The organism is Mycobacterium sp., assembly GCF_049802695.1.
GTDB lineage: Bacteria > Actinomycetota > Actinomycetes > Mycobacteriales > Mycobacteriaceae > Mycobacterium.
The window spans coordinates 1-7,350 of record NZ_JBARMY010000489.1; the positions used below are offsets into that span (position 1 = coordinate 1).

Annotated in this window: 5 protein-coding genes; 2 read left to right on the plus strand and 3 right to left on the minus strand. The window is 65.3% G+C overall.

Features of this window, described 5'->3' with window-relative positions; all coding sequences use genetic code 11:
• The 3 genes from WA317_RS19350 to car all read right to left on the minus strand — a co-directional run.
• On the minus strand, window positions 1-910 hold a 910-nt coding region (locus tag WA317_RS19350), incomplete at its 3' end, for a 4-alpha-glucanotransferase (protein ID WP_425174571.1).
• Window positions 911-1,086: 176 nt separating this feature from the next.
• Window positions 1,087-1,662 carry a hemerythrin domain-containing protein gene (locus tag WA317_RS19355; RefSeq protein WP_425174572.1) on the minus strand — a complete coding sequence of 192 codons (576 nt, stop codon included), beginning with the start codon at window positions 1,660-1,662 and terminating at the stop codon, window positions 1,087-1,089.
• A gap of 595 nt (window positions 1,663-2,257) precedes the next feature.
• Window positions 2,258-5,752, minus strand: coding sequence for a carboxylic acid reductase (car, locus tag WA317_RS19360; RefSeq protein WP_425174573.1), 3,495 nt, complete (start codon window positions 5,750-5,752; stop codon window positions 2,258-2,260).
• Between the two features lie 184 nt (window positions 5,753-5,936).
• Here car and WA317_RS19365 point away from each other — a divergent pair, with 184 nt between their 5' ends.
• On the plus strand, window positions 5,937-6,656 hold the full coding sequence (locus WA317_RS19365) for an NUDIX hydrolase (protein WP_425174574.1): 720 nt from the start codon (window positions 5,937-5,939) through the stop codon (window positions 6,654-6,656).
• A 203-nt stretch (window positions 6,657-6,859) separates the two neighbouring features.
• On the plus strand, window positions 6,860-7,350 hold a 491-nt coding region (locus WA317_RS19370; protein WP_425174575.1), incomplete at its 3' end, for an LLM class flavin-dependent oxidoreductase.

The window sequence follows — 7,350 nt, forward strand, 5'->3', positions numbered from 1 at the left end:
GCTCGGGCCACCGCGTCCACCGGCCGCCGTGCCGCTCGGCCAGCGCGCAGTAGGTGGCCCAGTCACGCAACCCCTCGGACACACCGGAACCTGACTGGTCCAGTGGAGAGGGTCGGCCTTCTGCCCGCCACAGCAACTCAAGCGCCGAGCGCTTGGCAGCCCACACCAGGTCGTGGTCGATCCGCTCGGTGCCCGCCGAGACTCGCAGCGCATCCAGCTCGGCGCGGGTGTCCGGGTCAGCTCGCCGGTAGGCGTCGAGGTCCTCGATGCGCAGCGCCAAGGGGTTCGCGAACCGTCGGCTGGAGGGCGTGTACGGCGAGGGCTGCACCGGATGCGTGGGCCCGGGCGCGCCCAGCGGGTTGAGCAGCACCGCGCCGGCGCCGTGCCCCTTGGCGGTCCAGTCGATGAATTCGCGCAGATCGCCTAAGTCGCCGATACCCCACGAACCGGCCGAGCGCAGCGCATACAGCTGCAGCATCCAACCCCAGGTGGCCGGCGTCGCCGGCACCTGCGGCGGGGCTGCCACCAGGGTGGCCTCCTGGCCGTCGCGGGTGTGCAGCTGATACCAGCCCGGTGGTAGGTCGGCGGGTAACTCGTCGCGCACTTCGGTCTGCTGGCCGTCCTCGCCGACCAGCACAGCGGCACCGGGCAGCGACTGGGGATGGCCGTTCACGCGAACGGCGACGGTTGGCGCCACCACGCCTGAGCGGTTGATTTCGTCCAGCTCCGCCAGCTCACGCCGCCGGTCGGCTTCGGTGCCGGCGTCGACTTCGAGGAGCCCGAGCACCCGGATCACCACGTCGGCGTCCACCTCTATCGGTTGGCGACGTTCGTTGCGGTAGGAGGTCGCCACCCCGTGGGCCGCGGCTAAGCGCCGCAGGTCTTCGGGTACCGGTTTCGGATTCGCCATCACGCCGCACATATACCCGGGCGCCGGTTTCTCACACGCGGCCTGTGCCGCTTCGTCGACACAACGCGCTGCAGCCGACACCTGACGGCGCCGGGCCTAGCCGAATGCGTGTCCGGCACAACCGTTTCGGCTAAAGGGCTGAGTACGCCCCCGCGTCCGACGCGTCGGCCGTGATGCTACTGGCCTTTCAGGCTGCCGATGCGAAGCGAGTGGTCCGTGGGTGTGGACTGCGACGGGTTCTCGAGATTGTCGACATAGGCTTGTGGGTCGCGGTCAGTGATCTCCAGGCCCTCGGTGGTGGGATGCTGCGCCATGAACTCGCTGAATTGACGCCCTAGTGCTTCTCGAAGGCCGACCGGGGCGTTCCGACGGAAGTCCGACAGTCCTTCCCGCTCCTCTTCGCCCATGTGGTCGTCGTTGGCCTTGCGGGCGCGGCCCACCGCTGCCCACCATTCTTCGCTGCCGATCCGGGTCGCGTTGGCGTCTCGCACTCCGTCGCGGATGTCGTTGTGATCGCCGATGGCATCAAGCGTCTCGCCCTCGGGATCGTCGATACCCCGTTTCAGCAGTTGCGGGTAGAAGATCTTCTCTTCGATGTAGGCGTGCACGTCGAGTTTGTCGGCGAGCGGGCGCCATACCCGCTCGATTGCGGGGGCGTTGACCGGCGTCTGGGCCTGCAGATAGTCCAGCTTGGCGAATTGTTCACGGAACCAGTCATGGTCGGCGAGGATCAACATGGTGATGTCAGCCATTCGACTCTCAGCCTCCCCTGACCGGCTACGACTTGCGGCTATCGTGTCGCATGCCGCCGGAACCCGTCAAACGCCCTTGCCCTCAATGTGACCTCGCAACTGCATTAGTGAAGGTACGGCCAACCCATCGAGTAGGAGGCGCGACGAGATGAGCACTGCCCGCGAGCTGTTGAGCGTCCGGGTACTGGTCGACGCCCTCGCGAGCCCGGTCGATCTCAACACCGTCGATTGGCATGTGCGACAGCAAAATCCGTAGCACCACTGTCGGAAGTGCAGAGCGAAACCCTCGAACTCATTCGTTACGTCGTCAACGAAGGACTATTCCGGTTGGGCCACGAGGTGGTAGGGCGCAGGCATCTGGGCAACGTGGGGCACCCAAGGCCATCAGTTCATCGCGTGGCAGCATGCGCTCGAGCATTCGATTCGCCACATCTCCCACTACTACGTCCGGCATTACGACGACCCGGAGCACTGGATGTATGCCGCGTACTTACAGCTCACACCCAAGGGTGAACAACTCGCACAGTCCCTTGAGCGCAAAGGCGTCGACTCCTACCGACAACCTGAGGGGTGAACCTGGTCCGGTGCGGCTGACTCAGATGAGGCCGAGTTCCTTGAGATCGAAGATGTATTTGCGGATCAGTCCAACGTCGATATGCGGAATATCTTCTGCGAAACCGATCTTGGCGGATTGCACCGCTGTGCGGAACACCGCGGTGGGCGCCACCGCACCGAGCAGCGGCTGCTCGGGTACCCGGTAGAAGTCGAGCAGGGCCAAGGCCGAGCGCTGGCGTTGCTGTTCGGGTAGCCCGCGTAGCGCGCCTTCGAAGCGGGCGAACCACTCCGCGTGATCGTCGATCCGGGTAATCGGCGCCCCCTCGTCGATCAACCAGTCCACAATCACATCCAGCGAGACGCCGTCGTCGTGCGGGTTCATTACGTCATAGGAGTGGAACCCGGCCAGTCCGGCGGCCCCGAGCGTAGTCACTGCTTTGGCGACGAAGTCGGCGGGCAAACCGTCGTAGTGCGCCCGGGGCCGCTCGCCCGGACGGTCGCCTGCGTAGAAACTGCGGGGCGCAATACCGGTCAGCAGCAGGCTGATCAGCAGGCGGGTGAACGAGTCCGGTACGTTCAGCTGTCCGGCGAACTGGCTGTGTGCCAGGATCTGATCGCTGCGGAACACGCTGACCGGCAGTCCGCACAGGTCGTGTGCCTCACGCAGCAACACCTCGCCGGCCCACTTGCTGTTGGCGTATCCGTTTGCGTAGCTGTCGTCGACCGGCCGTCGGGCGCTGACTGAGCGGATGTCGCCGTCTTCGGCGAAGTCGGGTACGCCGATCGCCACGGCCACGGTGGACAAGTAGGTCACCGGTTTGATCCGCTCGCTGATCGCGAGCCGGATGACCTCGGCCGTACCGACGACGTTGGGCCCGAACAATTGCCCGTAGGGCAGGACATGGTTGACCAGCGCGGCCGGATGCACGACAAGGTCGACATCGCGAACCAGCCGCTGCCACGTCGTGTCATCGAGCCCCATATGTGGTTCGCCGATGTCGCCGAGGACGATGTCGAGATGCTCGGCGGCCAACTCCCGGAATCGGCCGAGCAAGGACGGGTCGCCGGTGTCGAAAGCTCGTTCCAGCCGGCGGCGCGCGGAGTCGACGTCGTCGCCGCGCAGCAGCGTGATCAACCGGCCGCCCGTGCGGGTCAGGCGCTGCAGCCATTCCAATGTGAGGAAACGTCCGAGGTAGCCGTTGGCGCCGGTCAACAGGACCGTCCGCACATGGTCGGTTGCTGGAGCCGCCGCCGCCGCTCGCAGGTCAGCCGCGTCGAGGAATTTGTCCAGCGTCAGGTCGGCGGCCCCGATTGACGTCATTGCGGTGCCGTGCACCTTGGCGAACGTGGGCCGGCGGCCGTCGGAGGTTCGCTCGGTCTCGACGTAATCCGCCAACGACGCCAGATCGGCTGACGGGCCGATGATCACGCCGACGGGAACGTCCACGCCGAACACCTCGCCCAGCAGGTTGGAGAAGTTCAGCGCCGACAGTGAATCGCCGCCGAGATCGGTGAAGTGCGTGTCGGCGCCCGGCGTGGCCGGCAGCCCGAGGAGGGCTCGAGTGGCCTGCGCCACTGTTTCGATGATCGGTTGCCGGAGTGCGGCCTCGCGCAGCGCGCGCAGTTCTTCTGTTCGGGCGTCGGCGAGTCGGGCGTAGCGCTGCCCTAGTCGTTCTCCGTAATGCTCTTTGAGCCTCGGCCGCAACAACTTTCCCACACCGGACAGCAAGCCGTTGGCGGCGCTGAAAGGCTCGGTCTCGATGAGGAAGTCGGCAGGAATTTCGTAGCTCTGCAGCTCGGCCGCACGCGCCGCCGAGCGTAACGTGTCACGTAGCGCCACCGTCAAGTCGTCGTGATCGGGGTAGCGGGACAGCGCCTCGTCGGTCGGAACGACGACCGCCAGCAGCGATGACCGCTCACTGTTGCCGTAGACGAAAATCTGACGGACCAGCGGCGCGCCGGCGTACACGGCTTCCAGATTGGCCACCGCGACGAACTCGCCCTGGGCCAGCTTGAGCACATTGTTGCGGCGGTCCACATAAACCAGACGGTCGCGTCCGACTTCGGCCATCACATCGCCAGTGCGGTAATAGTTTTCAGCGTCGAATACCTGCGCGGTGACTTCCGGACGTTTGAAGTACCCAGGCGTGGCAGTCGTGGTCTTGACCAAAAACTCGCCCCGCGGATACGGTCGGTCGGTGGCAAAATAGCCCAGCTCGGGCACGTCGACCAACTTGTAGTCGATGACCGGTGGGCGACTGATGATGCCGTCGCGGGTGACGATCCCGACTTCGGTGAGGCCGTAGCCGTCAATGACGTGCGCTTGCACGCACGATTCGATGAAAGTGCGCATCTCGGCCGACAACGGGGCAGTGCCGACGAATCCCCCGATCACCCGCCCACCCAGCAGATCATCGCGCAGTTCGGTTTTCGCGATTTGGTCGGCGTCGATCATCTCTGCCCCGTCGGCCACCAACCGATCGAAGCGGGTCTGGAAACGCTGATAAAGCATGTCGACCACCCGGGGCACTAGCGCCAGTTGGGTGGGGCGTACCAGACTGAAGTCCTCGAACAACGACGACAGGTCGCTTGTAGGCACGAAATAGCTGGCGCCGCCGGCCTGAAACGCTGCCGACAGACCGATCCGCCCGCCGAGGTGATTGAGCGGCATGTAGTTGACATTGATCACCGGCAGCTCGGTGTCGTCGGTGAAATCAGTGGTCCACAGGATGGACACCATGCGCTCAGTCCACATCGCCCCTTTGGGGGCACCGGTGCTGCCGGAGGTGTAAAGGATCATGGCCAGGCGCTCGTCGTCTTCGCCGTCGAAGCCGTCGGGCGCGGGCAACGTGCGGCCGCGTCGAATGACTCCGGCCAGAGTCTCCACCGTAATCAACCTGTCCGCCAGCTGGATCCGCGCCATCTCCAGCACTTCACGCTGGTCGTCAACCGCGCTGTCATAGTCGAACACGACGAGGCGACGCACGGAGCCGCTGCCGAGTGCTGTCTGCACGGCCAGGTCCAGATATGCCGCAGAAACCGCGAGAACACGCGGCTGCGTCTCGTCGAAGATCGGCCGCAGCCGCGACACCGGCGCATTGTGCTGCAGCGGTACGGTAACCAGCCCGAGGTACGCGCAGACCAAGTCGACCGTCAGGTAATCGATGCTGGCAAAACCAATTGTCACCACGAAATCACCAGCACTGACGGCGCTTTCGTTCGACCACGCCGCGGCAATCGCCTTTACATCTGACCAGAGCTCGCCGTAGGTGACGTTCTCGAACGCCGGCAGAAGCTGATGCTCTGCTCGGCCGGTCGCGCTGTCACGCACTACTTGTGTGGACCGCCTGCCCACAGCCGGCCGGTTCGCGTAGCCGCCCAGGAGTGTCTCGAGCACCTCCACGAGCCGGAGGCCGGGACGGCGCGCGGCCGAGATCACGCTCTGGTCCGGTTCGGCGGCACGCAACTCGGCGTCGCGGGCATACACAGCGGCGGCGCGCGCTGCGTAGGCGTCGGAGTGCACGTCGGTGGTCATCTGGCGCCTTCCGTCGGCTGCCGGCACGGCACAACAAATCTTGCCAGCTGGCTCCACTACAACTTACTCAGGAAGTTTAAGCCGGCTACCCGTATTTGTAAACCGATCGGTTTACTGTTGCCTGCTCAGCCGTACTCGACCGACCAGGTCGCGGGGCCGGCGCGCTGCCGCCTAGGCTCGAACAGTGATCATCCCCTATGACGACGTGCTGCGGCAGCGGATTCGCAGGCATCTGGCGGGTCACGACCGACGCACTGTAAGCGACCCGACCAAGCGACACGCAGCAGTTGCGGTGGTACTGGTCGATTCAGAGACCGGCGAGGACAGGGTTGATCCGGCGCCGGTTGACGACTGGATCGCTGGGCGCCCGATGCCGGAGGCGGGTCTTGACGGCCGAATGGTCGACGTGTCCGGCGGCGCTGCTTTCTTGTTGTGCCGCAGAGCCTCTCGGCTCAATGCACACCCGGCGCAGTGGGCGCTTCCGGGCGGCCGACTGGATCCGGGGGAGACTGCGGTCGATGCTGCGCTGCGAGAACTACACGAAGAGGTCGACATAGACCTGGTCGATCCGGACGTGTTGGGTCTACTGGACGACTACCCGACCCGGTCCGGCTATGTGATCACCCCGGTGGTGCTCTGGGGAGGCGGACGGCTCGATCCGCGACCGGCGCTGGACGAAGTGGTGGCGGTGTATCGGGTGGGGCTGCACCAGCTGCAGCGAGCGGATTCCCCACGATTCATCACCATTCCGGAGAGCCCGCGCCCGGTCGTGCAGATCCCGCTGGGCAACGACCTCATTCACGCGCCGACCGGCGCTGTGCTGCTGCAGTTGCGATGGCTGGGCCTGGAAGGCCGCTACAACCCGGTCACCGAACTGGAGCAACCGGTCTTCGCTTGGAGATAGGTGAACCTTTAGAGGACTATCCCCGCGCTCGGAAGGCGGTGGCGAAGCGCGCCGGCTTCAGCGCCCGAGGCCGATCAACGATGCTTCGACCGAACACTGACGCCGTGGGCGAATACTCGAACGGCCCCCTTCGCGCGCTCGGGCACAAAACCCGACTCCGCGCTGTTCCGCCAGGCATCGCGCGACGACGAAGGGAGACGCTGATGAAAATCCGTTTCGGTGTGGGGCTTGGTGCGGACACCGCTCCAGATCGGCTCGCCGACGTCGTCGATCAGCTGGAGAGCAGCGGAGTGGACTCGTTGTGGTTCTCCGAATTGGTCTACTCACCGGCGGTGGATCCGGTCGTGGGAATGGCCTTCGCGCTGGCGCGGACGAATCGCTTGAAGGTGGGCACCTCGGTTGCGGTGCTGCCCGGACGCCATCCGGTGCTGGTTGCCAAACAGCTGGCATCTTTGGCGGCCGTCGCCCCCAAGCGAGTGCTCCCGGTGTTCGGATTGCGATCGGCGATCCCGGCCGAGCGCGAGGTCTTCGTGGTTCCCGACGGGGAGCGTGCCGCAGTTTTCGATGAGTCGTTGCAGTTGTTACGGTCCGCACTGGTCGATGACGCAGCCGATTTCCAGGGCCGGTACTTCACGGTCAGTGGGGTGGCGATCGCACCGCGGCCGGCGTCGCCGCTGGACATCTGGCTCGGCGG

What these genes read in the sequence shown, in the direction of transcription:
- car (WP_425174573.1), bottom strand. Translation starts at nt 5,752, where the DNA reads ATGACCACCGACGTGCACTCCGACGCCTACGCAGCGCGCGCCGCCGCT.
- WA317_RS19355 (WP_425174572.1), bottom strand. Translation starts at nt 1,662, where the DNA reads ATGGCTGACATCACCATGTTGATCCTCGCCGACCATGACTGGTTCCGT.